The organism is Roseateles depolymerans, assembly GCF_003387155.1.
Lineage (GTDB): Bacteria > Pseudomonadota > Gammaproteobacteria > Burkholderiales > Burkholderiaceae_C > Roseateles > Roseateles depolymerans.
The window spans coordinates 1,280,894-1,305,058 of sequence record NZ_QUMT01000001.1 but is presented as its reverse complement, the minus strand read 5'-3'; the positions used below and the strand labels follow the sequence as shown (position 1 = coordinate 1,305,058).

The following is a 24,165-nucleotide window of genomic DNA, read 5'->3' as shown; positions in this document are numbered from 1 at the left end:
CTTTCTCCTTGTTGTGCGGCTTGGGATCAGGCGGCGGCCATGGCCCCCGTCGGCAGGTTGTTCTGCGACGGGATGGGCTGCGGACGGGCCGAGCCCACGCGCACCGTCATCACCACGTTCCAGGCCATCAGGCACATGCCGCTCAAATACAGCAGACCGCCCAGCAGACGCACCACGTAGAACGGATAGGTGGCCTTGACGCTTTCGACGAAGGTGTAGACCAGCGTGCCGTCCGGGTTCACCGCACGCCACATCAGGCCCTGCATCACCCCGGCGATCCACATCGCGGCGATGTAGAGCACGATGCCGACGGTGGCAATCCAGAAGTGCAGCTCAATCGCACGGGTGGAGTACATCGCGGTGCGGCCCCACATGCGCGGGATCAGGTGATACAGCGCGCCCATCGAGATCAGGCCCACCCAGCCCAGCGCACCGCTGTGCACGTGGCCGATGGTCCAGTCGGTGTAATGCGACAGGGCATTGACCGTCTTGATGGACATCATCGGACCCTCGAAGGTGGACATGCCGTAGAAGGACAGCGCCACGATGAGGAACTTCAGGATGGGGTCGTCCCGCAGCTTGTGCCAGGCGCCACTCAGGGTCATGACGCCGTTGATCATGCCGCCCCAGCTCGGCGCCAGCAGCACCAGCGAGAACAGCATGCCCACGCTCTGCGCCCAGTCCGGCAGCGCGGTGTAGTGCAGATGGTGGGGGCCCGCCCACATGTAGGTGAAGATCAGCGCCCAGAAGTGGACGATGGACAGGCGGTAGCTATAGACCGGGCGGTTGGCCTGCTTGGGGATGTAGTAGTACATCATGCCCAGGAAGCCGGCGGTCAGGAAGAAGCCGACCGCGTTATGGCCGTACCACCACTGCACCATCGCGTCCTGCACGCCCGCGTAGGCCGAGTAGCTCTTGGTGAGGCTGACCGGGATCTCCGCGCTGTTGACCAGGTGCAGCAAGGCCACGGCAATGATGAAGGCGCCGAAGAACCAGTTGGCCACGTAGATGTGGCGCACCTTGCGGATGCCGACGCTGCCGAAGAACACGATGGCGTAGCTGACCCACACCAGGGTGATCAGGATGTCGACCGGCCATTCGAGTTCGGCGTATTCCTTGCCGCTGGTGATGCCCAGGGGCAGCGTGACGGCCGCGAGCACGATGACGGCCTGCCAGCCCCAGAAGGTGAACCAGGCCAGCTTGGGCGCAAACAGCCGGGTGTGGCAGGTGCGCTGGACCACGTGAAAGGCTGTGGCCATCAGGGCACAACCGCCAAAGGCAAAGATGACTGCGTTGGTGTGCAGCGGCCGCAGGCGGCCATAGCTCAACCAGGGGATGCCGAAATTCAGCTCCGGCCAGGCCAGTTGGGCGGCAATGACCACCCCCACCAGCATGCCGACCACTCCCCACAGCACCGAAGCCAGAGCGAAGGCGCGGACCACGCCATCGTCATAGCTGGGAGGTGCCATCCCTTCCTTGCTGATTACCCCACTCATTGACGCTCCTTGACCCATGTATTTGGATTTCCCGGTCATTCTTTGGCAGCGGCCTGGGGAGTGCTTTGATGGGAATCAACCTTAGGACTCGTCCTCGAGGATTCGTTGTCCTTCGCGATCCAGGGCCTCGGATTCCCACTGACCGTTGTATAAAGCCCACCCGAAAACACCCAGGATCAGCAGCACCAGCACCACGGACAGCGGGATGAGCAGGAAAAGAATGTCCACGGTGTTCAGCCTTGCACAACAGCATCAGCGGCATCAGCGGCATCAGCGGCCGGTGCGGCCGGGGCGGCAGGTGCCGAGGCACCGCGGCCCAGCCGGGCGGCATTGGCAATGACCGCGCAGGAACTCAGGGCCATACCCAGACCGGCCGCCCACGGCGGCAGCCAGCCGGCCAGGGCCATGGGCACGCAGGCGGTGTTGTAGACCAGCGCCCAGGCGAGGTTCTGCCGCACGACCTTCACCGTGCGGCGTGACAGGGCTAGGGCCTGGGGCACGGCGCTCAGACGGGGCTGGACCAGCAGCGCATCCGCCCGCACCTTGGCCAGATCGGCGCCCTGCCCCATGGCGATGGAAGCCTGGGCGCGGGCCAGCACCGGCGCATCGTTGATGCCGTCGCCCAGCATCAGCACCTGTTCGCCCTGCTGCTGCAGGCGGGCCACGTGGGCGAGCTTGTCCTCGGGGCTGGCGCCCCCCTGCCAGTCGCGGATGCCGGCGCGTTCGGCGGCCAGCGCCACGCGGGCAGGCTGATCGCCGGAGAGCAGCGTGACGGGCAGTCCCAGCGCCTGGCAGGCGGCGACGGCCGCGCCGGCGTCCTCGCGCAATTGCTCGTCGAAACGCCATGCGGCGCGCGGCACGCCGTTGCAGGCCAGCACCAGTTGGGCGTCGGATAGCGCCACTGGCGACTCGCTGGCCCAGCGGGCCGAGCCCAGGCGCCAGACGTCGCCGTTGGCATCGGTGGTCTCGAGTCCGCGGCCGATGTGCTCGGTGGTGATGTCCGCTCCAGCGGGCGCGGCGGACGCCCGCTCTAACGCACCAGGCGTTTGAGCCTTCTCCCTCAGTCCCTGCAACGCCAGCAACAGCGCCCGCGACAGCGGATGGTGCGACGCCGCCGCCAGCGCAAACGCCTTGTCGCCCTCCTCCCGCGTCAGCGTGGCAGGCCACTGGGCGGCCAGCGCGAGACGGGTGTCGGTGAGCGTGCCCGTCTTGTCGATCACCACATGGGTGATGCGCGCCAGCGATTCAATCGATTCGAGCCGCGACAGCAGCAGCCCCTGCCGCGCCAACCGGCCCGCCGCAGCCACCCATGCCGCCGGTGCTGCCAGCGACAGTGCACACGGGCAGGTGACGATCAGCACCGACACCGCTACGGCCACCGCCCGCGACGGATCGATGAACTGCCAGGCCAGCGCCGCCCCCAGCGCCAGCGTCAGCACGCCGGCGAGGAACACGCCGGCCATGCGGTCGGAGGCCTTGAGCAGGGTCGGCCGTTCCTGGAAGGCCTGCTCCATCAGCCGCTGCAGCCCGGACAGCCGCGTGGCCGCGCCGACCCGTCGCACCGACAGCACCAGCACGCCATGCAGATTGATGCTGCCGGCCAGCGCTTCATCGCCTACCGACTTGCTCACCGGACGCGACTCACCGCTGAGCAGGGATTCGTCGACCGCGCCCTGCCCGTGCACCACCAACGCATCCGCCGGAATACGCTGGCCCGCGGGAACCCGGACCTGGTCCCCAGGTTGCAGGGCTTCGGCAGCCACCCAGTCGCTGCCGCCGTCCGCCCGCAGGCGCTCAACCTGGTCCGGCAGGGCCTGACCCACCTCCTCCAGCGCTTCCATCGCGCGATGGCGGGCACGCAGTTCGAGATAACGCGCCGCCAGGAGGAAGGCGACGAACATGGTGATGGAGTCGAAATAGACCTCATGGCCGAACGGGCCGGTCGGATCCAGCGTGGCCCCGGTGCCAGCGACAAAGGCCACCGTGAGCCCCACGACCACCGGCACGTCCATGCCCAGCCGGCGGCTGCGCAACTGGGTCCAGGCGGCCTGGAAAAAGGGGCCGGCGGCCATGAGCATCACCGGCAGCGTCAGCACCCACTGGCCCCAGCGCAGCAGCGCCTGGACATCCGGGGTCATCTCGCCGGGCGCCGCGACATAGGCCGGCCAGGCGAGCATCATCACCTGCATCATCAGAAAGCCGGCGACAAACAGCCGCCAGATGGCCTGCCGGTGCTCCCGGCGACGCAGCTCACGCGCCGGCGTGGGCAGGTCCGGGGCGCAGTCATACCCGGCGCGGCGCAGCTCCCGGCGCAGGTGCTCGAGCGAGGTGTCCGCCGGTGACCAGTCCAGCGTCAGCCGCTGGGTGGACGGGCTGACCTGGGCAGCCCGCACGCCCGGCTGGCGCAGCAGCAGCGCCTCGATCAGGCCCGCGCAGGCGGCGCAGTGCATGCCGGAGAGACGCAGGCGGGAGCGTACGTCGGTGTCAGTCAGCCATTCGCCGTGGAGGCCGCCGAGGGACGGCTGGTCCGGGGCAGTGGCTGCCCTGCCCGCCGGTGCAGGCGGGATGGCAAGGGGCAGGACCGCTTCGGCGGCGGCATCGGCGGGCGGCATGGCGCGATGATGGGTGAAACCCCCGCATCACGATTTGGCCAATATCAATAATTCGGCGGATATCCTCGAATGTCGTGTTGCCCCCAAACCCATGAGGTCACCGGCCCGAACAACTGCTTGATCCGCGTCAAGCCACAAATGAAAACGCCCCGCAGGGCGGGGCGTTTGATCACTCGGGAAACCCGGGCGCTCAGGCGAAGTTGGCCTGCGCGAATTCCCAGTTCACCAGGCTCTTCAGGAAGGTCTCGACGAACTTCGGACGCGCATTGCGGTAGTCGATGTAGTAGGCGTGTTCCCACACGTCGATGGTCAGCAGCGGCGTGTCACCGGTCGTCAGCGGGGTGCCGGCGGCGCCCATGTTGACGATGTCCACCGAACCGTCGGCCTTCTTCACCAGCCAGGTCCAGCCCGAACCGAAGTTGCCCACGGCGCTCTTCTGGAAGGCTTCCTTGAAGGCGTCGTAGCTGCCCCACTTGGCATTGATGGCGTCCGCCAGTGCACCGGTCGGGGCGCCGCCGCCGTTCGGGCGCAGGCAGTTCCAGAAGAAGGTGTGGTTCCAGATCTGGGCGGCGTTGTTGTAGATGCCGCCGCTGGAGGTCTTGACGATCTCTTCCAGCGTCTTGGACTCGAACTCCGTGCCCTTTTGCAGGTTGTTCAGGTTGTCCACGTAGGCCTTGTGATGCTTGCCGTGGTGGTACTCCAGCGTCTCGGCGCTGATGTGCGGGGCCAGGGCATTCTTGTCGTAAGGCAGATCGGGCAGAACGTGTTCCATGAGGCACTCCTCTAGTTGAGTTTGGACAAAGATCGCGGCGATTGTAGGCAGCTAAACAGCACCGTCACCGGGAGGGGATTAAGACAGGGTCAGACATCCTTGGTCTTGCGGCGACGGGGCGTGCGCGGGGCTGGCGCCGGGGCGTCGGGATCGATCGCATCCAGCAGCGAGGCCTGCGCGGCGGAGGCCGCGTCCGGCGTCTCGGGGGCTGGCACGGCGCCGACCGCCTCCACGGGCAAACGGCGTGCGCCCCGTCCGACACCTCGTCCGACACCTCGTCCGACAGCTCGGCCGGCACGCGGCTCTGCAGGCCCTGCAGGCCCTGCAGGATCCGCAGGCGGCACGGGCGCGCCGTTGGCCGTCAGCCGGTCCACCGTCACGTCGGCCGCGCCGTCGGCCAGAACGGCTCTCAAGCCCTGACCCTCCTGCAGTTGCCCGATGGAGGTCAGCGCCCGCCCCTGGCCATCGTCCAGCCAGGCAAAGCCCCGCTGCAGCACCTGGCGCGGGTCCAGCGCCTGCAGGCGGCTGGACAGCGACTCGAGGCGGTGCGAAGCCCGCCCGGCCTGCTGCGGCAAGGCGCGACGAAGACGTTCGTCCAGATGGTCCAGTCGCTGCTGCCGATGGGCCGCCGCGCGGGGCAGCAGTTGCGACAGGCGCTGGGACAGCAGGTCCAGCCGCTGCTGACGCTGGCTGGCGGCCCGCGGCAGCAGCTGGCTCAGGCGCTGGCCGTACAGGTCCAGCCGCCGCCGTTGGCGGCTCAGGGCGTCGCCCGGCCGGGCCAGACGCAGCGTCAGCCGATCCAGGCGCTGGGAGGCGCTGTCCAGCCGCTGCTCCAGACGCCGGCGCAACTGGCGGTCCAGTGCGGCCAGCGTCTCCAGGCATTGCTCCCGCGACACGGTGGCCAGCTCGGCCGCCGCCGTGGGCGTGGGCGCGCGCACGTCGGCCGCCAGGTCCGCCAGGGTGATGTCGGTCTCGTGGCCCACGCCGCAGATCACCGGCAGGCTGGAGCGGGCGATGGCCTGCACCACCCGCTCGTCGTTGAAGGCCCACAGGTCCTCCAGCGAGCCGCCGCCGCGCACCAGCAGGAGCACCTCGGCATCGGCGCGCTCGTTGGCGATCTCCAGCGCCCGCACCAGCGCGGGCGGTGCCTCGGCCCCCTGGACCGGACTGGGGTAGACAAACACCTGCGCATGCGGCGCCCGCCGCGCCAGGGCGGTGAGCACGTCGTGCAGCGCGGCGCCGGCAGCGGAGGTGATGACGCCGATGCGCCGGGCATACGGCGGCGGCACCCGCTTGCGGTCCGCGTCGAACAGCCCCTGGGCCTCCAGACGGGCTTTGAGCCGCAGGAACTGCTCATACAGCGCGCCCTCCCCGGCCCGCCGCATTGATTCGACGATGAACTGCAACTCCCCACGCGGCTCATACAGCGCCAGCCGCCCCCGCACTTCAACCGCATGGCCATCCCGCGGCGAGAAGTCCATCAGGCTGGCAGCCCGCCGGAACATGGCGCAGCGCAGCATCGCAGCCTGCCCGTCGCCGTCCTTCAGGCTGAAATAGCAGTGACCGCTGGCCGCCCGGGTAAACCCGGAGAGCTCGCCTTGCACCGTCAATACGGGGAACCGCGCCTGCAATGCGTCGGAAAGGGCCATCAACAGGGCCGCTACCCCCCAGACCCTGCGTGGTGATGCGGCTTCCGGGGCGTCAATCACCTGCAAACCCAAGCGTGGCGCGGCCCGGGAACTCCACAGCCGCGCCAATGCTGGTTCCGCGGGCCACTTCGCTCGTCATGCGGCCGTCACATATCGATAAGCGGTTGTTTTTCAAAAGCTTTTTCCTGCTGAATTTTTGAGCAAGCCAATCTTTGTCCCTTGGAGACGGGCCATGTCGCGCTTGATCACGAGGTTTCCCACAAAGTTATCCACAGGAATGGTGGATGTTTGTAAGGGCTTGTGATCGTGAGGAAGGATGCTCGGCGACGCGGGCTCCACGCGCCATAATGCGCCGCCGGGCTGGAGTGGCCCGAACGGAGGGATTGCCTTGTTTTCGATCATACAAGCCGCCGGTTGGCCCATCTGGCCCTTGCTGCTGTGTTCCGTGGTGGCCTTGGCCCTGATCATCGAACGTCTCGTCAGCCTGCGCGCCAGCCGTGTGGCGCCAGAGAGCCTGATCGAGGAAGTGCTGGGCGTGACCCAGTTCCAGATTCCCAGCGGCGATGTGGTCAACAAGCTGGCCGAGAACTCGCTGCTGGGCCAGGTGCTGGCGTCGGGCCTGCGCGCCGTGCAGACGGATGCGCGGCTGCCCGAGCCGCGCCTGCGCCAGGTGTTTGAGCTGGCCGGCCGCCACGCCATCCACCAGATGGAGCGTTATCTCAACACCCTGGGCACGGTGGCCGCCGCCGCGCCGCTGCTGGGCCTGTTGGGCACGGTCGTGGGCATGATCGAGATCTTCGGCAGCCAGGGCCCCACCGGCAACAATCCGACGCTGCTGGCCCATGGCATCTCGATCGCGCTGTACAACACCGCCTTCGGCCTGATCGTGGCCATCCCGTCGCTGATGTTCTATCGCTACTTCCGCGGTCGCGTGGAAGGCTATGTGATCGACATGGAACAGGCCAGCGAACGTCTGCTGAACCAGCTGACCAGCCGCCAGTCCGGTGCTTCGGCCGCCGCCCCCGTGGCCGCTGCCGCAGCCGCCGCCCCGGCCTCGCGCAGCGCCGGCAAGGTGCCCAGCAAATGAAGTTCCGCCGTCGCCAGAGCGAGGAGCCGGAGATCAACCTGATCCCGTTCATCGACGTGCTGCTGGTCGTGCTCATCTTCCTGATGCTGTCGACCACCTACTCGAAGTTCACGGAATTGCAGGTGACGCTCCCCACCGCGGACGCCCAGTCGATGAAGGACCGCCCTGCGGAAATCATCGTGGCGATCTCGTCGGATGGCCGCTACGCCATTGACAGCCAGCCGGTGGAAGGCCGCAGCGTCGACCTGCTCGCCGCCGCGCTGCAAGCCGCCACGCAGGGCAAGCAGGAGCCGGTGCTGATCATCTCCGCCGATGCCGCCACGCCGCATCAGGCGGTGGTCAACGTGATGGACGCGGCACGCCGCGCCAACCTGCCGCGGCTGACCTTCGCCGCCAACAAGCCCCGGGAATGAGCCCCGGCTCCCTGGAAGAGCGGCTGCAGCGCGCCTGGCGGGAGAACGACCGCCTGGCGCAGTGGTTGCGCCCGCTCGGGGCCCTGCATGCCGGCCTGCTCCGGCTGAAAGTGGGGCTCTACCGCCTGGGCCTCAAGCGCGCGGCGCGGCTGCCCGTTCCCGTCATCGTGGTCGGCAACTGGGTCGTCGGCGGCGCTGGCAAGACGCCCACCACCCTCGCCATCCTGGCCATCCTGGCCCGCGCCGGCATCCGCGCCGGTGTGATCTCGCGGGGCTACGGCCGACCCGAGGACCAGCGCATCCGCGTGCTGCAGGACGGCGACCGTGCGGCGGATGTCGGGGACGAACCGCTGATGATCCACCTGCGGGCGCGGGTCCCGGTGGCCGTGGGCCGTGACCGCGTCGCCACGGCGCAGGCGCTGCTGGCCGCGCATCCCGACGTGCAGGTGCTGGTCTCCGATGACGGTTTGCAGCACTGGCGCCTGCCGCGCCAGCTCAGTGTCCTGGTCTTTGACGAACGGGGGCTGGCCAACGGCCGTCTGTTGCCCGCAGGGCCGCTGCGTCAGTCCCGCCAGCTTCCGCCGCCACCGGGCAGCAGCAACCGCCAGCTGGTGCTGTATTCCACCGGCCTGCGCAGCACCGGGCTGCCGGGCTACTTGGGCGTTCGGCAACTGGCCGGCGCCACGGCACTGGCCGACTGGTGGCGCGGAGAAGCGCCCCGCATGGAGCGGCTGCATGCCCTGCGGGGCAAGCCGTTGATCGCCGCTGCGGGCCTGGCCCGTCCACAACGCTTTTTCGACATGCTGGGCGACCAGGGCCTGAGCTTTCGCGCCCTGCCCCTGCCCGACCATGCTTCGCTGGACCCGCTGCCGTGGGCCCGCACCGATGAAGTCGTCATCACCGAAAAAGACGCCGTGAAATTGCGCCCCGAAGCGCTGCAAGGCTGTCGCATCTGGGTGGTGGCGCTAGACTTCCAGCCCGAACCTGCATTTGAGGAGGCGCTGCTCACCGAGCTGACGCGCCTGCTGCCTGATGGACCAAAGACTTCTTGACATGCTGGTGTGCCCTGTTTGCAAGGGCCCACTGGAAGACCGCCGCCATGGCAACGAGAGCGGCGGCAAAGCCCTGCCCGCCCGTGAACTGGTGTGCCCGGCGGACCGCCTGGCCTTTCCGGTGCGCGACGGCATTCCGGTGATGCTGGCCAACGAGGCCCGCGTGCTGGACGCCGAGGGCGAAGGCGCATGAGCGCTGCGGCGGGCGCGCTGCCCTTCCACATCATCATTCCGGCGCGGCTGGCGTCCACGCGGCTGCCCAACAAGCCGCTCGCGGACATTGCCGGCGTGCCGATGATCGTCCAGGTCGCCCGCCGGGCCGCGCTGGCCGGCGCCGCGCAGGTGGTGGTGGCCACGGATGCCGAGGAAGTGCGCCAGGCCTGCGAGGCCCATGGCGTGCGGGCGCTGATGACCCGCGCCGACCATGCCAGCGGCAGCGACCGCCTGGCCGAGGCCGTCGAGCAACTGGGCCTGCCGGACGACGCCGTGGTGGTGAATGTGCAGGGCGACGAGCCGCTGATTGCGCCGGGCATGATCCGGGCCTGCGCCGAACTGCTGGGCGAGCGCGCGCAGTGCCAGATGTCGACGGTGGCCCACGCCATTGACGATGACGCCGAGTTCGCCAACCCGAACGTGGTGAAGCTGGTGACCGATGCGCAGGGCCTGGCTTTGTATTTCTCCCGCGCCCCGATCCCGTGGTGGCGGGACGCGCCCGGTGGCGGCGCCCGCATCCGCCCGGGTGCCGTCATGCGCCATGTGGGCCTGTACGCCTACCGCGCCGGCTTCCTGCGACGCTTCCCCACCCTGCCGGTCAGCCCGCTCGAGCAGATCGAAGCGCTGGAGCAACTGCGCGTGCTGTGGCATGGCGAGCGGATTGCCGTATTTGTCAGCGACGAGCGGCCTGGGCCCGGTGTGGACACGCCGGAGGATCTGGCGCGTGTCCGCGCCTTGATGGCAGCGGGCCCGGCCGCAGCCTGATCAGGTCCCTCTGGATTCCCCGCTCCTCCGCAAGCGCGGGAATGCCCGATGGCCAGGGCCTTGACGCGGCCCTTCGATCCCGGTGAACTGAGCCTTCACCGTAGCCCGCACGGGCGACGGCCGTTGTTCATTCGGGCGGAACGTCAGCGGGGCGAAGGCCAGCGCATGCTATCCTCGCCCGCAGTTTTCGAGGGCGCCTTCACGGCTGCTGGCAGGTCTGCCTGCGCCGTGACGCGCCTTCTTCCCTGTATCGAGGAGACCCATGCGACTGATTCTTCTGGGCGCCCCTGGCGCCGGCAAAGGCACCCAGGCAGCCTTCATCTGCCAAAAGTTCGGCATCCCCCAAATCTCCACCGGCGACATGCTGCGTGCGGCGGTGAAGGCCGGGACTGAACTGGGCCTCGCAGCCAAGAAGGTGATGGACGCCGGCGGTCTCGTCAGCGACGACATCATCATCGGTTTGGTCAAGGAACGCATCACTCAGGCGGACTGCGCCAAGGGCTTTCTGTTCGACGGTTTCCCCCGCACCATCCCGCAAGCCGACGCCATGAAGGCGGCCGGCGTGAAGCTGGACTTCGTGCTGGAAATCGCCGTGCCGGACGAAGCCATCATCGAGCGCATCAGCGGTCGCCGCGTGCATCCGGCTTCGGGCCGCAGCTATCACCTCAAGTTCAACCCGCCCAAGGCCGATGGCAAGGACGACGTGACCGGTGAAGACCTGATCCAGCGCGACGACGACAAGGAAGAAACCGTCAAGAAGCGCCTGGAGGTCTATCAGTCGCAGACCCGCCCGTTGGTGGATTACTACTCCCGCTGGGCCGCCAGCGGTGATGCGCAGGCGCCGCAGTACCGCCGCATCGAAGGCATCGGCTCGGTGGACGAGATCACCAGCCGCGCGCTGGCTGCGCTGGCCCCGGCCTGATCCGTCCCGCGCATCGGGCCCTTGGGCGGGCGCGCTGACACAGGCGGCCTCTTCCGGTCGCCTTTTTTACGCACAACAATTGACGTTAACGTCAACGGAAGTCAGAAGGAGACAAGCATGGACATCGCCAACAAAGTTTTCATCGTCACCGGCGGCGCTTCGGGCCTGGGTGAAGGCACGGCCCGCCTGCTGGCGCGTGAAGGCGGCCAGGTGGTGATTGCCGACCTGCAGGTCGAGCGCGGCGAGGCGCTGGCCCGCGAGCTGGGCGGCCTGTTCGTCAAGTGCGACGTGAGTCAGGAAGCCGACGCGCAGGCCGTGGTGGCCGCTGCGGTGGGTCGCGGCAAGCTGATGGGCCTTGTCAACTGCGCCGGCATTGCACCCGCCGCCAAGACGGTGGGCAAGGACGGCGCGCATTCGCTGGCGGCGTTCTCCAAGGTCATCCAGGTCAACCTGATCGGCAGCTTCAACATGATCCGCCTGGCGGCGGACGCCATGTGCAAGAACGAGCCGGAAGCCACCGGCGAGCGCGGCGTGATGATCTCGACGGCCTCGGTGGCCGCGTATGACGGCCAGATCGGCCAGGCGGCCTATGCGGCCTCCAAGGGTGGTGTGGTGGGCATGACCCTGCCGATCGCCCGCGACCTGGCCCGCAACGGCATCCGCAACATGACCATCGCCCCCGGCATCTTCGGCACGCCGATGCTGTTCGGCATGCCGCAGGAGGTGCAGGACGCACTGGCCGCAAGCGTGCCCTTCCCGTCCCGCCTGGGCCGTCCGGAAGACTATGCCAAGCTGGTGCACCAGATCATCACCAATGACATGCTCAATGGCGAGGTGATCCGTCTGGATGGCGCGATTCGTCTGGCACCCCGCTGAAGTCTGGGCACGCAGCGCCCAAGAAAAAACCCCCTGCGCCCAAGGCCAGGGGGTTTCTTTTGGCCATGACGGCCTGAGCGGATGGGGAAAGAGCAGCCGACTCACGCCCGGCAGCTCCTCCGCCCCGTCACCGCGTCACTTCTTGCCGGAACGCGACACGACCAGCCACAGGCCCGCCAGGTCGCCCGAGCCATCGGTGCCCTTGACGGTGCGCCACGTGGCTTGCGCCTTGGCCGTCTCACCGGCCAGGTACTGCGCCAGACCCTGATAGAGCTTGGCATCGTCCGGGCGCTTGAAGTTGCCCTTGGCCATGCCTTCGTCCACCAGCTTCAGGCCGGCGGCCTTCTGGCCGCGCTGCACCTGGGCCAGACCCAGCTTCACCAGATCGTCACCGGCGCGGTCCGCACGGGCCGACTGCTCATTGGTGGCCTGGGCCGCCACGGCATCCGCCACGCGCTTGTCCAGCAGGTCGGCCAGACGCTTGGGACGACCGTTGTCATCCGTCGGCTTCAGCACGCCTGCGGCAAAGCCCTTTTCCAGCGCCTTCTTGCCCTCTTCCGGGAAGCCTGCAGCACCGGCCAGCTGGGCCAGTTCCATGTAGTCATTGGCACCGGTCATGTTGTCGGTGGCCAGACGCAGGCGCAGCACGTCGGTCTGATAGCGCGAAGCGTTGAAGCCCTTCTTGCTCTGCAGATTGCCCAGGACAGCGGCCCACAGCTGCTTGGTCGGGTAGTAGTTCAGCTGCTTCTGGATGATCTGCGTTTCAGTGGCGGTGTCACCCTTCTTGTTCGCAGCCCATTGCGCGGTGTTCAGCGCCTGCTGGGACGGTGCACGACCGGCCTTTTCGTCAGCGGCGATCTCGGCCAGCGCATCCTTGAGCATCGGACCCACATCGCCCGACTTCATCTGGGCGCTGGCCTGGATCTGCTTGACGGCGGCACTGGTGCCACCGGCGGCGAAGTACTTGTTCGCCCAGTCCAGCGCCTTGGCGGTGTTGCCCGCACGCAGGTAGGTGCCAGCGATGGCTTCCATCATCGGCAGCTTCTGCGCGGCCGGCAGACGGCCAGCGGCATTCAGGGCGTCGAAGCCCTTGACCATGGCGTCGGCGTCACCGGTGCGGGAAGCTGCGGAAATGCGCAGGCCTTCCAGCGCGGCATTCTCGTCGGCATTGCGGCCAGGAACGGCTTCGGCTTCGCGGATCTTGGCCATGGCCTCGACCGCCTTGCCTGCCTTGAGCAGATCGGAGGCGGCCTTCAGGTGCTTGCCCACGTCGGGGCGCACCTGGGCAGCCGCCTGGGACATCACACCGATCGTGCCCTCGGGCGTTTGACCCAGCATCAGGGCCGCGGCACCCACGGCGGCGGTGGCCAGCAGTTTCAGTTTCATTCGCTTGCTCTCCTACGAAGAAAAACGCGCCACCCTCGCGGGCAGCGCGTTCTGTTCTAACACCAAATCAGGCCGTCATCAGTTGATGAACTGTTCGTTCCCGACCATGGCCATCTTCTTGACGCCCAGACGCTGCGCAGAGGCCATCACCGTTGCCACATAGCCGTATTCGGCCAGCTTGTTCGGCTTGATGTGCACTTCCGGCTGGTCCGGGATCGCCACCACTTCAGACAGCTTGGATTCCAGCGCCGCATGGCTGGGCAGTGCAACACCGTCCCACAGCACCGTGCCGTCAAAGTCGATCGCCACTTCGTGGACGATCGGCTCATTCGGCGGCGTGTTGTTGTTGGGCGGAGGCATGTCCAGGTTGACCGAGTGCAGCTGGATCGGGATGGTGATGATCAGCATCACCAGCAGCACCAGCATCACGTCGATCAGCGGCGTCGTGTTGACGTCCAGCATGGTTTCTGGTTCGTCGCTACCGCTGGAGCTTCCAACATTCATACCCATTGTTCAGCTCCTTCAACCGCCACGAGCCGGGGGCTCGGTGACAAACTTGATGGACATGATGCCGGCGCGTTGACACGCAAACATCACCTTGCCCACGTTCTCGTAGCGCGATTTCTCGTCGCCACGGATGTGGACTTCCGGTTGAGGATTCAGAACCGCCACCTTCTTCAGACGATTGACCAGTGTCTCGGTATCCGGCACCAGTTGCACGCCCCAGTAGATGTCGCCTTCCTTGGTCACCGCAATTTCGATGTTCTCCGGCTTCGTGACGCGGACGGCATTCGTCTCTTTCGGCAGGGTCACCCCCACCGATTGCGTCACCACGGGAACGGTGATCAGGAAGATGATCAACAACACCAGCATCACGTCCACGAGGGGCGTGGTGTTGATGGTGGAGACCACCTCGTCATCGCCACCGGACGAACCTACGTTCATCCCCATATTGAGTCTCCGGGACTTCGAGTATTAACGGCCAGCGACCTTGCGGCTGCCCATCAGGACGCCGTGCAGGTCGGCAGCGAAGGCACGCACTTGACCCATCACCGACTTGTTGCGGTTGACCAGCCAGTTATAGCCCAGCACGGCCGGAACAGCCACGCCCAGACCGATGGCGGTCATGATCAGGGCGGCGCCCACGGGGCCGGCGACCTTGTCGATCGAAGCCTGGCCAGCCACGCCGATCTGGGTCAGCGCTTGCAGAATACCCCACACGGTACCGAACAGGCCGATGAAGGGCGAGGTCGAGCCGACGGTCGCCAGGAAGCCCAGGCCGCCTTGCAGGCGCGAGTTCACTTCGCCGACAGCGCGGTCGATGTTCATCGTCACCCAGGTGTTGTGGTCGATGTTTTCGGTCAGGGCACCTTCGTGATGATCCGAAGCTTCCACGCCGGTTTGGGCGATGTAGCGGAAGGCGCCGGTTTCGCTCAGGCCCTTGATGCCTTCAGCCAGCGAGGCCTTCTTGAAGAAGGTGGCGCGGACTTCCTTGGCTTCGCGAGCGATCTTGGAGGTGTCCCACAGCTTCGTGAACAGGATGTACCACGAACCCAGCGACATGATGAACAGGATGCCCAGAACGATCTGGTCCACGATGTTGCCGTGGGCGACGATGTTGCCCAGGCTGTAGGGATTGTCCACCTTCTCGGTGTGAGGGGCGGGGGCTGCAGCTTCAGGAGCAGCGGCCGGAGCAGCGGTGTCAGCGGCAGGAGCGGCGGTCATTTCGGCGCCGGAAGCAGCTGCGGAGGCGGCGTCCTGCGCTTGAGCGGCCAGGGGGGACACGGCCAGGGTCGCGGCGCAAGCAACAGCCGCAAACAAGGCAGACAGACGAGAGATCATGGAGTTAGCTCCTACGCAAAAAGTCTTGAACTCAGGTTGAGAGAGAGTCGGGGCGCGTCAGGCGCCCCGGTGTTCGATCGATGGGCCGGCGGAGGTCCGGCGCCTCAATCCATGCTGAAGACGAATTCCTGCTCGAGGAGCATGTCTCCCGGGCATTCATAGGTTTCCGTCAGCGCGGCCTGGATTGCATTCTTCATGGCACGTTCGGCCTTGCGGTCGTTGGCGCCACGCAGGGTCGTGAATTGCACATCCACCACACGGCCGTTCTTGACGTTGAACGTGGCCTTGTAGGAAGCCTGACCGGACCAGTTCAGGGCCGGCATTTCGGGCTTGCCCATCTTGGTGCAGTTGCCGATGGCCTTGCGCGGACCTGTGACCGGCGGTGCCGGGGGTGCCGGAGCGGCCGGGGGCGGCGTCGGCTTGAAGTCGGTCACCGGTGGCGGCGTGGTGGACACCTGCGGAGCAGGCGTATTCACCGGCGGCGGCGCGGTCACCACCACTTCAGGCGGCGGCACGAATGGGGGCGGCGGGGCCTTGATATCGGGGGGAGGCGGCACCACCTTCTCGGGCGGAGGCGGCGGCTTGACCTTTTCCTCGACGACCTTCACATCGATGGGGCCCTTGATGGCTTCCTTGACTTTGGTCGCGAGACCGCTGGCCAGGGCGCCGATGATCAGGACGTGCACCAGTACGACGAGGCCAAAGCCCGTCAGGCGCGACGACCCGCCTTTATCCTGCGCAAAGTTCATGCGCGCTCCTTCATCAAACTGCGAATTTCTTTCATCGAGACTAAAGGGGAGTTCGACTCAACACAGCCAGGCTGATCAGGCGTTCGCGCCGCAGCCCTCGGGGTCAGCAGCGCCTGTCTTGCCGGCTGTGCGGACGGCAGGAAACGGTGGTGCATCGGCCGTCAGTGCCGAAGATCGCCGCCCCGCCATATGCAGGATGGACACAACACGAAGAACCGAAACCCTGGGCACGATACGAACCCGACTCAACAAAAATGCCCGTCGGCTTGTGGCCGCGGGCGTCTCAAGGACCGGTCTGACGATGTAGCAAAACTACATCATCGACTACCTTGCGCGACGCTGATCATAAACGACTTGGACTTGCGCTCTTGCATGGGGTTTGCCCCAACAATTGGACGCGTCAGTCAAGGCCGTTCACAGTCTTGCCGGATCACCTGGTATCTTACTGGTATGGTGCTCGGCACGGGTCTGCACCGACTCAGTGCTTTCCCGATGCAGAGGCTTTTTCAAGCCCCCTGAACACCCGACCATCCCAAACGAAGACGCAATTTTCGCACCTGCACCGCGACCAGAGCCGTGATGCGTGCGCATGCCGTCCATCGCTGCACCGGCGTCAATTTAGCGAAAAATCGCTCGTGCCACTATCGCGTTTCTCCGTAGTCTCCAAACGTCTCACAACCCGGGTGGCTCATGGCAATCCGCGCTCCCGCGCAGCGATCAACCACCCTGTGATGGCCTGCCTCTCCCCCATAGCGTACGGCGGCACATAAGACACGAAATGTGACTGCGGGACGGTGAAGAGAGACAGTGAATTGAAGTGGGGATAGAAGGTGTCCAGCACCGAACCATCTTCGCCGGTGAAGTGCAGCAATCCGCCCCAGTCCGGGCTCCACCGCCGTGTCAGGTTGATGACATAGGCCAGGCGACGGTCCTCGCGCTCGACATGGTCGTCATGCGCCGTCAGGAAGTTGCCGCGTGAGTACAGCGTCGCCTGCGCATACACGCCCTTGATGGCGTCGTCGCCGCTCAGGCGTCGCATCACCGAGAGAAAGTCCTCCTCGGCCATGTAGCGCATGAAGCGCGCGAGCAGGTCCGTGCGGCCCTCCTGCAGCGCCTCCACCAGGGAGTCCGAGAAGAACGAAAACTGGAAGCCTTCGCGCGCCACCGAATGGATGCCCTCGGTCAGTTGCCAGCGCTGTTCGGGGGTCAGGGCGCGCAGTTGCTCGCCAGTCAGGCGGCGGTCGCCGTTGAGGTCGCGATAGACCAGTTGCCAGTCGATGCGCTGAAGCGCCTGGTCCAGGGCGTCAGCCACTTCCTTCGAGAAGAAATTGCGGATCTGCACACGACCCGTCGTGCGCAGCGTCTGGCCCAGAGCCTCCAGGTCCAGATCGGAATTCAAATAGTTCATGGCGCATCCCACCGAGAGAGGTCTCAGCATACGCATAAAACAAGGGCAGGCCCCGGAGGGCCTGCCCTGATGTCAGACCCGGCCTGAGCAGTTCAGGCCGGACCCAACGCCGCTTTAGAAGGCGTACTTGCCACGCAGATAGAAGGTGCGACCCTTCACATCGGCGTAGGTCGGGTCGAAACCGACCTGGAAGTAGTCTTCCTGCACGGTGACCGGGGGCTTCTTGTCGAACAGGTTGCGCAGACCCACGGTGAACGTCATGTTCTTGATGCCGCGGTACAGCGCCTGGAAGTCGACCAGGTCGTAGGCCTTGACGGTGCGCTCATCACCATAGTCCGTGTAGGAGTTCTGGCGGTAGTAGCGCAGGCCCAGGCCCCAGTTGCCCTTGTCCCAGTCCAGCGTGAAGGTCTGCTTGAACTTGATCACCGGGCCACCCACCGCGTACTTGCCGAGGTTGTCCACTTCCTCGTTGGTCACGATGTTGGTTTCGGTGCTCTTGGTCAGCACGGTGCCTTCCCAACCCGGCGTGAAGGTACCCCACTCAGAGCGCACGCGGGTCTTGGCGTTCAGGTCGAAGCCGGCGACACGGGCCTGGCCCACGTTTTCCTGGGAGGCATTCACGTAGTTCAGGTAGCCGGTGGCCGGGTCGATGACCAGGCGGTTGGCGTACACCGAGCTGCTGGTGGTCGGGCCTGTCTTCTTGGCGAACCAGTCCTTCAGGATGTCGTCACCGGTCAGCGCGCGGATGCCGTTCGTGATCTTGATGTCAAAGTAGTTCACCTCCATCGTGGTGTCCTTGATCATCTCGAACACCAGACCCAGGTTGAAGGACTTCGATTTCTCGGGCTTCAGGTTGGGGTTGCTGTTGTTCACGGCGGTCAGCTGCGTGTCGCAGTGGTCCGTGTTCGGCGACTTGGCGCAGCCCACCAGCGCGTCATAGAACGGGTCGGTGTAGTTGCTGCCGGTGTTGGTGCCGGCGGACGGTGCGTACATGTTGTCCAGGGCCGGGGCACGGAAGCCCTTGCCGTAGGACGCGCGCAGCAGCAGACCGGGCATCGGGGTGAAGCGCAGGGCCACCTTCGGGCTCGTGGCCGAGACCGACGGCGAGCTGAAGGAACCGTCGCGCGACTCGCCCTTGGTGCCGCTGTAGCGGTCATAACGCACCGCAGCGTTCAGCTCCAGGGTCTTGAGCAGCGGGAAGTTGAATTCGCCGAAGACGCCGCTGATGTCCCGTTGGCCGGTGACCTTGCCGGCATTGCCGGAGCCGCCGACGATGTCGCCGGAGCCTGCGATGTCCGAGTAGCCGTCGTTGTACTTTTCCTTGCGGAATTCAGCACCGACCGCAGCACCCACGTTGCCAGCGCCAATGTTGAACAGCTCGCGCGACAGCGTGAAGTCCACGCCGGTGTTGCTGGTCTTGGACTTGCGGTTGTTGCCCGACAGTTCAGCCGACTTCAGCGCCGCCAGGCCGGCCGCGTCGTTGGGGCCGAACGGGTTGATCAGGCCCGTCTTGAGGGCGCTGACCAGGCGGGTGTCCGAATAGATGCCGCTGACGAAGTCGTCACGCGCCTTGCCTTCAGCATAGGTGAAAGCGGTCTTGTAGTCGAAGCCGCCCAGCGTGCCTTCGGCGCCCACCACGGTGCGCAGCACTTCGTTGGTGACCTTGTCACGGCGCTGACCGCCGTCCACGATACGCCAGTTGATGATCAGGTCGCCGCGATAGCCCGGCTGCACCGCGTCCACGGCGGCGGTCGGGTACCACTTGCCGCCGCCCGGATAACGGTAGGCGGGCTTGCCGGTGGTGGTCGAGGGCGTCTGCGACGAGCCCAGGGTGATTTCGTTGCGGCTGTAGGCCAGTTCGGCGAACAGCGTGTTGTTGTCGTCGGCGGCCAGGGTGCCCTTGAGCAGCGCGCCATAACGCTCTTGCTCGGGGATCAGGTCGATGTAGTGGGTGTAGTCATACCGGCAGTTGGCCGAACCCTTGAAGCTGTCCGGTGCATTGCACAGCGGATAGTTGGCGGCGCCCGGCACATAGATGTTGCCGGCGGCATTGGGGATCGACGCGTTGGCCGGGAAGGTGTTGCCCGAGTCCTTCACGATGCCCAGGTCCGGCCGATTGCCGGTGCTGGCGAAGCCACGGTCCTTGGCGCGGATCGGGTCGTACTTCTGGTAGTTGAAGGTGCCCAGGATGTTGAACTTCTGCTTGGACAGGTCGCCCACGCCGAAGCCGCCTGCGAAGGATGCCACGTCGCCCACGCCGTGCGGGATTTCCATGCTGGCGCTGATTTCGCCGCCTTGCCAGTCCTTGCGGGTGATGAAGTTGATCACGCCGCCGATGGCGTCGGAGCCGTAGGTGGCCGAAGCGCCGTCACGCAGCACTTCGATGCGCTCGATGGCCGCCAGGGGCACCGAGTTCAGGTCCACGCCCTGGCCGCTGAACGGGTAGATCGGCAGACGACGGCCGTTGAGCAGCACCAGGGTGCGCGAGCGACCCAGACCGCGCAGCGAGGCGCCGGTCTGACCGGTGGCCGAGGAGTCGCCGATGGACTGGCCCAGCGAGATGCCGCCGCCGTTGTTGTAGCTCAGGCGGTCCACCAGCTCCTGGACGTTGGACACACCGCTCTTGTCGATGTTGTCCCGGGTGATGACGCTGACCGGCAGCGCGGTTTCAGCATCGATCCGCTTGATCGACGAACCCGTGATTTCGACCTTGTCGAGCTGCTGTTGGGCGACCGCGGGCAGCGCGATGCCCAGGGCCAGCAGGGCGGCAAGATTGACGCTCTTGCGTTTGAACATTGGAAACTCCTTTTCCAGAAACACTCGTGACGTGTTGTGAACACGCGGCAGACCTCGATAAAGGTCAGACCTGTGCCTGAGCATCCGTCTCAGATTTAGGTTGTTGCAGTGTCTTTTCTCGTTGGTGAAGCCTCCTCAGGTGAACCCCTAGAGCGGGGCCGGAAGTGCCTCAAGTCACGGTTTTCTTCGGGTAAGTACGAGTGTGCGAATGGTGTTTTCCGTTGCTCTGATGCGACGCCGTAGTTCGCACGAACAACAAGACCTGCGCGAAAGACTGTGCGTTTCTTTTCGTTTAAGCGGCAATTTGAAGTTGAGCGCGCGGATATCGCCCCTTGATTCCCCACAATGGAGCAGGGAAATGCCCTGTCTTTGGGCGATCTGCACAAGCTTCGTGCACCAGAGCGGGCGGAAACGGCCATCTTTCGCAGCGAATACCCCCACGGGGACTCGTGCAGAAAGATGTCAGTGAGGAAATGACCGGTGGCCTAGTATGTTTCGCAGTCAGCCGGATTTTGTCGGCCTGATATGTGTCAGCGCTTCACGCGCAGACATGCGCGAATATCTCTGGCTCGATATTCGAATATCGACATACTCAAAAAGAAAAAGCCTCGCGGGTATGCCGCGAGGCTTCTTTTCAAGGGCGCGCGATGGGTCAGGCGGCTGCTGGTCGCTGCACCACCCGAGGCACGGCGGCCAGCAGGGTACGGGTGTAGGCCTGCGTGGGTTCCCCCAGCACCTGGGCACAGCTGCCCGCCTCCACGATGCGGCCCGCCTGCATCACGGCCACGTCATCGGCGATGTATTCCACGACGCCGATGTTGTGGGTGATGAACAGGAACGACAGGCCCCTCTCCCGCTGCAACTCCCGGAGCAGGTTCAGAATCTGCGCCTGCACCGACACATCCAGCGCGGACGTCGGCTCGTCGCAGACGATCAGCCGGGGCTCCACGGCCAGGGCGCGTGCAATCGCGATGCGCTGGCGCTGCCCCCCGGAGAACTCATGCGGGAACCGGCCCAGTGCATCACGGCGCAAGCCCACCTGGTCCACCAGGTCATGCAGCAGCGCCTGACGGGCGGCGGCGTCGAGCTCCGGACGCAGGGCCAGCAGCCCTTCCTCCAGCACCTCCTGCACCCGCAGGCGCGGATTCAGCGACGCGAAGGGGTCCTGGAAGATGATCTGCACCTGGCGCCGTGCCTCGCGCAGCGCCTCGCCGTCCAGGGCGAAAAGATCCTGCGGTGCCCCGCCCTGCCCCACCGGCTGCGCGCCCGGCCCGATGCCGGCGTGCGGGCCCGCCGTCGTTGCCACCTTTCCCGTGGAGGATGGGGTGACGGCCGGATGCAGCCAGGCCTGACCTTCGATCGTGGCCACTCGCCGCAGCAACTGGACGATCGCTTTGCCAGTGGTGGTCTTGCCGCAACCCGATTCGCCGACGAGCGCCAGCGTGCGGCCGGCCTCAATCGACCAGGACACACCGCCCACCGCATCGAACCACTTCTTGCTGCCGCCCAGGAAGCCGCGTGACAGCGGATAGCGGACCTTCAGGTCCTTGACCTCCAGCAGCAGGGGGCGCTGGGCGGCCGAGGGCGCAGGACCGGTTGCCCCAACGGCCGCGACCTGCGGCGCCGCGCGCGGCAACGCCTCCCGCGGATCGGTATACAGCAGGCACCGCACCTCATGTCCCGCCGGACGATCCGGCACCGCCGCCAGCGACGGGCAAGTCGATCCGCAATGCACCATCACCCGGTCACAACGCGGCGCGAAACGGCACCCGTCGAAGTCTTGCCACAGCGGCGGCACCGTACCAGGGATGGCCGCCAGCGGCTCCCCGCGCCGATCTGCATCCGGCAGCGCCTTGAGCAGCAGCCGGGCATAGGGGTGGCGCGGCGCGGCGAAGAAATCCTGCGCCGGCGCCACCTCCACGATCTGTCCGGCATACATCAGCGCCACCTGATGGGCCATGCCCGAGACCACGCCCAGATCGTGGGTGATCAGCAGCAGGCCCAGCCCGCGCTCGCGCTGCAGGTCCTTGAGCAGGTCCAGGATCTGCGCCTGGATGGTCACGTCCAGCGCGGTGGTCGGCTCGTCGGCGATCAGATAGTGCGGCTCGGCGGCCAGCGTCATCGCGATCATCACGCGCTGCTTCTGGCCTCCGGACATGCGGAAGGGATAGTCGTCGATGCGGCGCTCCGGCTCCGGAATGCCGACCCGGCGCAGCCAGTCCACCGCCTTGGCCCGCGCAGCCGCGCCGCGCAAGGGCGTGTGAGCCTCGATCGCCTCGACGATCTGGTCCCCGACCTTCATCACCGGATTCAGGCTGGTGCCCGGCTCCTGGAAGATCATGCCGATGCGCCCGCCGCGCACGTCGCGCATGCGGGCCTCGCTCAGGTCGAACAGGTCCTGGCCATCCAGGTCCAGGCGTCCACCGGCGATGCGGCCGTTTTCCGGCAGCAGCCGCATCAGCGCCAGCGCCGTCATGCTCTTGCCGCAGCCGGATTCGCCCACCAGCGCGAAGGTCTCGCCACGGGACAGGGTCAGGCGCATGCCGTCGATGGCGCGGACCAGTCCGGCCTCGGCATCCAGATGCACCTTGATGTCTTCAATCTTCAGCATGGGGCACCTCAGGCATGCGGCTGGGAGGACGCGGCGCGCTGCGCCTCATCGGCGGTCTTCTGGGCCAGCGCACGACGCGCCTTGAGGGCCAGCCATTGCGGACGCAGCTTGCGTGAGCGGGGGTCGAAGGCGTCCCGCACGCCGTCGGCGAACAGGTTGGCGGCCAGCACCAGGCTCACCATGAACCCAAAGGCGGCCACGAAGCTCCACCAGACCACCGGGTCCCGGCTCATCTCCGAGCGGGCCAAGTTGATCATGCCGCCGAAGCTGTTCATCGTCGGGTCCACCCCGACGCCCACATAGGTCAGCACCGCCTCATACAGGATCAGGTCGGAGAAATTGAGCACCAGGCTGATCAGCACCAGATGCATCACGTTGGGCACGATGTGCCGGATCATGATGCGGGTGTCGGACACGCCGAACGCGGTGGCGGCCTGCACGAAGTCCGATTCCCGCAGCTTCAGCGTCTCGCCGCGCACCAGGCGGCACAGCGTCGCCCAGCCGGTCACGCCCAGAATCACGCACAGCAGGAAGATCTTCAGGTCGGAGCGTTCCGCACCCGTCTGGAACACCTCCGGATGCTTGTCCAGCCACACCTGCACCATCAGCACGCAGGCGGCAATCAGCAGCACGTTCGGCACCGAGGTGAGCACGGTGTAGAAGTACTGGATGACCTCGTCCACCCAGCCCTTGAAGTAGCCGGCCAGAATGCCCAGCACCAGTGCAAAGGGCAGCGTCGCCAGCGTGGACAGGGCCCCGATCACGAAAGCCGTGCGGATGCTCTTGAGTGCCTGGTAGAGCACGTCGTTGCCGGTCTGGTCGGTGCCGAAGACGTGATAGTGGTCCATCAAGGCCACCACCGGTCCGGCCAGCAGCAGCACGACGGTGAGCGTGGCCAGCGCCGCGCGCCAGGGGTAGTCGGTCCGGTCGGCCAGCAGGTCGCCCATGGCGGCACGCCAGCCGCCGTGGCCGCGGGCCAGCACGGCGCCCATGCCGGCCGCCAGCAGCAGGCTCAGCAGCGCACCGGCGCCCAGGCCCGTCAAGGTCCGACGGGTCACGTCGCCGGCCCATTCCGTGGCGGGGTCCTTCAGATGGGCCCCGCCATAGGCCAGGCGCGGAAACTCCCGCACGATCTCCTCGCCGTGCGCCACCGCATCCTTGTTGAAACCGGCGTAGGCCAGGGGCGCGGAGTAACTGGTCTCTCGCATCTCCAGCTGCTGCGCCAGCAGCACGTCCAGCACCGAGCGGGTGCGGGTTTCGTAGAACTGCTCGCCGGAGGGGCTGTCCGACAGCGCTCGCCGGAAATGCAGGCTGTCCAGCGCCGTGACGGTGATGAACAGCAGCAGCACCACACCAGCGCTCAGCGCCACCGGGTCGCGCAGCACCCGCTGCCAGTTGCTGCGCAGATGCGGGCGACGCACCAGGCGCAGCACATAGGCCACCAGCGCGGCCAGCATCAGCCACAGCGCCACATCGGTCCACAGGACGACGATCTTGAATCCCATGACGTCCTCCA

The 24,165-nt window shown here is 66.3% G+C and carries 21 protein-coding genes; 7 read left to right on the top strand and 14 right to left on the bottom strand.

From position 1 onward, the window contains the following. Nucleotides 1–26: 26 nt before the first annotated feature. The 5 genes from ccoN to xseA form a co-directional block, all read right to left on the bottom strand. Nucleotides 27–1,469, bottom strand: coding sequence for a cytochrome-c oxidase, cbb3-type subunit I (gene ccoN, locus DES44_RS05775; RefSeq protein WP_058935822.1), 1,443 nt, complete (start codon nt 1,467–1,469; stop codon nt 27–29). A gap of 108 nt (nt 1,470–1,577) precedes the next feature. Beyond that, nucleotides 1,578–1,724: a cbb3-type cytochrome oxidase assembly protein CcoS gene (gene ccoS / locus DES44_RS05770; protein ID WP_058935823.1), complete on the bottom strand. Its 147-nt coding sequence runs from the start codon at nt 1,722–1,724 to the stop codon at nt 1,578–1,580. A gap of 5 nt (nt 1,725–1,729) precedes the next feature. Beyond that, nucleotides 1,730–4,108 (bottom strand): heavy metal translocating P-type ATPase, encoded by a 2,379-nt coding sequence (locus DES44_RS05765; RefSeq protein ID WP_083525711.1) that lies wholly within the window; start codon nt 4,106–4,108, stop codon nt 1,730–1,732. Between the two features lie 190 nt (nt 4,109–4,298). Further along, nucleotides 4,299–4,880, bottom strand: a complete 582-nt coding sequence (locus DES44_RS05760) for a superoxide dismutase (RefSeq protein WP_058935824.1) — start codon at nt 4,878–4,880, stop codon at nt 4,299–4,301. A gap of 89 nt (nt 4,881–4,969) precedes the next feature. Next, entirely contained in the window at nt 4,970–6,589 is a 1,620-nt protein-coding gene (gene xseA, locus DES44_RS05755; RefSeq protein ID WP_310732334.1) for an exodeoxyribonuclease VII large subunit, read from the bottom strand. 328 nt (nt 6,590–6,917) lie between these two features. On the opposite strand from xseA, the gene DES44_RS05750 reads away from it, so the two are divergent. The 7 genes from DES44_RS05750 (at nt 6,918) to DES44_RS05720 (ending at nt 11,857) form a co-directional block, all read left to right on the top strand. Beyond that, the gene (locus DES44_RS05750) at nt 6,918–7,616 is read left to right on the top strand and encodes a MotA/TolQ/ExbB proton channel family protein (protein ID WP_083525713.1); all 699 of its coding nucleotides are present in this window, start codon (nt 6,918–6,920) and stop codon (nt 7,614–7,616) included. Then, nucleotides 7,613–8,029 carry an ExbD/TolR family protein gene (locus tag DES44_RS05745; RefSeq protein WP_058935825.1) on the top strand — a complete coding sequence of 139 codons (417 nt, stop codon included), beginning with the start codon at nt 7,613–7,615 and terminating at the stop codon, nt 8,027–8,029. The genes DES44_RS05750 and DES44_RS05745 overlap by 4 nt, the downstream gene beginning before the upstream one ends. Next, on the top strand, nt 8,026–9,081 hold the full coding sequence (lpxK, locus tag DES44_RS05740) for a tetraacyldisaccharide 4'-kinase (protein ID WP_058935826.1): 1,056 nt from the start codon (nt 8,026–8,028) through the stop codon (nt 9,079–9,081). The genes DES44_RS05745 and lpxK overlap by 4 nt, the downstream gene beginning before the upstream one ends. Beyond that, complete coding sequence (locus DES44_RS05735; RefSeq protein WP_058935827.1) at nt 9,062–9,274, top strand: Trm112 family protein; 213 nt, start codon at nt 9,062–9,064, stop codon at nt 9,272–9,274. The genes lpxK and DES44_RS05735 overlap by 20 nt, the downstream gene beginning before the upstream one ends. After that, complete coding sequence (gene kdsB, locus DES44_RS05730; RefSeq protein ID WP_058935828.1) at nt 9,271–10,059, top strand: 3-deoxy-manno-octulosonate cytidylyltransferase; 789 nt, start codon at nt 9,271–9,273, stop codon at nt 10,057–10,059. The genes DES44_RS05735 and kdsB overlap by 4 nt, the downstream gene beginning before the upstream one ends. A 262-nt stretch (nt 10,060–10,321) precedes the next feature. After that, the gene (gene adk / locus DES44_RS05725; RefSeq protein ID WP_058935829.1) at nt 10,322–10,981 is read left to right on the top strand and encodes an adenylate kinase; all 660 of its coding nucleotides are present in this window, start codon (nt 10,322–10,324) and stop codon (nt 10,979–10,981) included. Between the two features lie 117 nt (nt 10,982–11,098). Continuing rightward, entirely contained in the window at nt 11,099–11,857 is a 759-nt protein-coding gene (locus tag DES44_RS05720; RefSeq protein ID WP_058935830.1) for a 3-hydroxyacyl-CoA dehydrogenase, read from the top strand. A 135-nt stretch (nt 11,858–11,992) separates the two neighbouring features. Here the strand turns inward: DES44_RS05720 and DES44_RS05715 are convergent, their stop codons facing one another. The 9 genes from DES44_RS05715 to DES44_RS05675 all read right to left on the bottom strand — a co-directional run bounded on the left by DES44_RS05715 (nt 11,993) and on the right by DES44_RS05675 (nt 24,154). Then, on the bottom strand, nt 11,993–13,243 hold the full coding sequence (locus DES44_RS05715) for a hypothetical protein (protein WP_058935831.1): 1,251 nt from the start codon (nt 13,241–13,243) through the stop codon (nt 11,993–11,995). A 78-nt stretch (nt 13,244–13,321) separates the two neighbouring features. Next, entirely contained in the window at nt 13,322–13,753 is a 432-nt protein-coding gene (locus DES44_RS05710; RefSeq protein ID WP_198164800.1) for an ExbD/TolR family protein, read from the bottom strand. Between the two features lie 12 nt (nt 13,754–13,765). After that, nucleotides 13,766–14,194: an ExbD/TolR family protein gene (locus DES44_RS05705; protein WP_058935833.1), complete on the bottom strand. Its 429-nt coding sequence runs from the start codon at nt 14,192–14,194 to the stop codon at nt 13,766–13,768. A gap of 24 nt (nt 14,195–14,218) precedes the next feature. Continuing rightward, nucleotides 14,219–15,085 (bottom strand): MotA/TolQ/ExbB proton channel family protein, encoded by an 867-nt coding sequence (locus DES44_RS05700; RefSeq protein WP_058935834.1) that lies wholly within the window; start codon nt 15,083–15,085, stop codon nt 14,219–14,221. Nucleotides 15,086–15,189: 104 nt separating this feature from the next. Next, on the bottom strand, nt 15,190–15,834 hold the full coding sequence (locus tag DES44_RS05695) for a hypothetical protein (protein ID WP_058935835.1): 645 nt from the start codon (nt 15,832–15,834) through the stop codon (nt 15,190–15,192). Between the two features lie 688 nt (nt 15,835–16,522). Further along, nucleotides 16,523–17,242, bottom strand: a complete 720-nt coding sequence (locus DES44_RS05690) for a 2OG-Fe(II) oxygenase (RefSeq protein ID WP_170156606.1) — start codon at nt 17,240–17,242, stop codon at nt 16,523–16,525. A gap of 114 nt (nt 17,243–17,356) precedes the next feature. Next, nucleotides 17,357–20,038: a TonB-dependent receptor gene (locus DES44_RS05685; protein ID WP_058935837.1), complete on the bottom strand. Its 2,682-nt coding sequence runs from the start codon at nt 20,036–20,038 to the stop codon at nt 17,357–17,359. Between the two features lie 652 nt (nt 20,039–20,690). Continuing rightward, entirely contained in the window at nt 20,691–22,649 is a 1,959-nt protein-coding gene (locus DES44_RS05680) for an ABC transporter ATP-binding protein (RefSeq protein WP_058935838.1), read from the bottom strand. Nucleotides 22,650–22,657: 8 nt separating this feature from the next. Beyond that, nucleotides 22,658–24,154, bottom strand: a complete 1,497-nt coding sequence (locus DES44_RS05675) for an ABC transporter permease (protein WP_058935839.1) — start codon at nt 24,152–24,154, stop codon at nt 22,658–22,660. Between the last annotated feature and the right edge of the window lie 11 nt (nt 24,155–24,165).

Coding starts and splice junctions, on each gene's coding strand:
- DES44_RS05745 (WP_058935825.1), top strand. CDS start 7,613: ATGAAGTTCCGCCGTCGCCAGAGCGAGGAGCCGGAGATCAACCTGATC.
- adk (WP_058935829.1), top strand. CDS start 10,322: ATGCGACTGATTCTTCTGGGCGCCCCTGGCGCCGGCAAAGGCACCCAG.
- lpxK (WP_058935826.1), top strand. CDS start 8,026: ATGAGCCCCGGCTCCCTGGAAGAGCGGCTGCAGCGCGCCTGGCGGGAG.
- DES44_RS05735 (WP_058935827.1), top strand. CDS start 9,062: ATGGACCAAAGACTTCTTGACATGCTGGTGTGCCCTGTTTGCAAGGGC.
- DES44_RS05710 (WP_198164800.1), bottom strand. CDS start 13,753: ATGGGTATGAATGTTGGAAGCTCCAGCGGTAGCGACGAACCAGAAACC.
- DES44_RS05685 (WP_058935837.1), bottom strand. CDS start 20,038: ATGTTCAAACGCAAGAGCGTCAATCTTGCCGCCCTGCTGGCCCTGGGC.
- DES44_RS05700 (WP_058935834.1), bottom strand. CDS start 15,085: ATGATCTCTCGTCTGTCTGCCTTGTTTGCGGCTGTTGCTTGCGCCGCG.
- DES44_RS05690 (WP_170156606.1), bottom strand. CDS start 17,242: ATGAACTATTTGAATTCCGATCTGGACCTGGAGGCTCTGGGCCAGACG.
- DES44_RS05705 (WP_058935833.1), bottom strand. CDS start 14,194: ATGGGGATGAACGTAGGTTCGTCCGGTGGCGATGACGAGGTGGTCTCC.
- DES44_RS05680 (WP_058935838.1), bottom strand. CDS start 22,649: ATGCTGAAGATTGAAGACATCAAGGTGCATCTGGATGCCGAGGCCGGA.
- kdsB (WP_058935828.1), top strand. CDS start 9,271: ATGAGCGCTGCGGCGGGCGCGCTGCCCTTCCACATCATCATTCCGGCG.
- DES44_RS05720 (WP_058935830.1), top strand. CDS start 11,099: ATGGACATCGCCAACAAAGTTTTCATCGTCACCGGCGGCGCTTCGGGC.
- DES44_RS05765 (WP_083525711.1), bottom strand. CDS start 4,108: ATGCCGCCCGCCGATGCCGCCGCCGAAGCGGTCCTGCCCCTTGCCATC.
- ccoN (WP_058935822.1), bottom strand. CDS start 1,469: ATGGCACCTCCCAGCTATGACGATGGCGTGGTCCGCGCCTTCGCTCTG.
- DES44_RS05695 (WP_058935835.1), bottom strand. CDS start 15,834: ATGAACTTTGCGCAGGATAAAGGCGGGTCGTCGCGCCTGACGGGCTTT.
- DES44_RS05675 (WP_058935839.1), bottom strand. CDS start 24,154: ATGGGATTCAAGATCGTCGTCCTGTGGACCGATGTGGCGCTGTGGCTG.
- DES44_RS05715 (WP_058935831.1), bottom strand. CDS start 13,243: ATGAAACTGAAACTGCTGGCCACCGCCGCCGTGGGTGCCGCGGCCCTG.
- DES44_RS05760 (WP_058935824.1), bottom strand. CDS start 4,880: ATGGAACACGTTCTGCCCGATCTGCCTTACGACAAGAATGCCCTGGCC.